Annotated in this window: 1 pseudogene and 1 other annotated feature; the pseudogene reads right to left on the bottom strand. The window is 67.2% G+C overall.

Annotated elements, in window-relative coordinates:
* Positions 1 to 5: 5 nt before the first annotated feature.
* Positions 6 to 1,224: pseudogene (locus ACFVFQ_RS38780) on the bottom strand (IS3 family transposase); the annotation flags it as partial.
* Positions 824 to 952 (bottom strand) — a sequence feature (AL1L pseudoknot). It overlaps the preceding pseudogene by 129 nt.

Raw genomic sequence — 1,224 nt, 5'->3', positions numbered from 1 at the left:
GTGAGTTAGCTGGTTTTCTGGAGTGACGCAGAGGGTTCGGCCGCGGAGTAGGCGGCCTTGTGCTCGGTGGGGGTGATGTGGCCGAGTTCGCCGTGTAGGCGTCGCTGGTTGAACCAGTCGGTGTACTCGGCGACGGCGATCTCGACGTCGTTGATGGACGTCCAGGGGCCCTTGTTGCGGATCAGCTCGGCCTTGAACAGGCTGTTGAACGCCTCGGCCAGGGCATTGTCATACGAGTCGCCTTTGGAACCGACCGAGGCCACGGCCGCTTGCTGTTCGAGAGGTTCGGTGTAGCGGATGGCTCGGTATTGGACGCCGCGATCCGAGTGGTGCGTGAGGTCGGTGCCGGTGTGCCGGCGGCGCCAGATCGCCATCTCCAGGACGTCCAGTGCGAGGTCGGTGTAGAGGCTGGTGGCGACCTGCCAGCCGACGACCATGCGGGAGAAGACGTCGATGACGAAGGCGGCGTAGACCCAGTCGGAGAAGGTTCTGATGTAGGCGATGTCGGCAACCCACAGCTGGTTGGGGGAAGTTGCGGTGAACTGCCGTTTCGCCAGGTCGGCAGGCCGGCCGGTCTCGGGGCGGGCCGGGAGGTGCGCGAGCTCTTGGCCCGGGTCACGCCGCGCAGTCCCGCCTGACGCATGAGGCGTTCGACTGTGCAGCGGGCCACCTCGACTCCCTCGCGGACCAGGGCGGCATGGACCTTGCGGGCCCCGTAGACACCGTAGTTGTCGGCGTGGATCTGGCGTATCTGTTCGGTGAGCTCGGCATCGCGCAGGCCGCGGGCCGACGGCGGACGGGTGTGGGCGGCGTAGTAGGTGCTCGGCGCGATCGGCGCGTCCGTCTCGGCGAGGACGTCGCAGATCGGCTGGACGCCGAACGTCTCCTTGTACTGGTCGATGTAGGCGACCTTCATCGCAGTGGACGGTCCAGCTCCGCGGCGAAGAAAGCCGACGCGGACTTCAATATCGCGTTCGCCCGCCGCAGCTCCCTCACCTCCCGCTCCAGCTCCAGCTCCGCGATCCGGGCAGCCTCCGCGCTGGTGGTTCCTGGCACGACGCCCTCGTCGATCTCGGCCCGCTTGCCCCACCCCCGCAAAGCCTCGAGAAGCACGTCCAGCTGATCGGCGATGCGCCTGATCGCCCCGGCCCGGCCAGCGGGGTCTTTGCGGGCTTCGACCACCAGACGCGTTGCACGTTCACGCAGTTCGTCAGGGTACTTACG

Origin of the sequence: Streptomyces sp. NPDC057743 (genome assembly GCF_042798755.1) — a bacterium.
Classification (GTDB): Bacteria; Actinomycetota; Actinomycetes; order Streptomycetales; family Streptomycetaceae; genus Streptomyces.
Note: the sequence above shows the minus strand (reverse complement) of the source record. Positions and strands in the feature narration are given on the sequence as shown.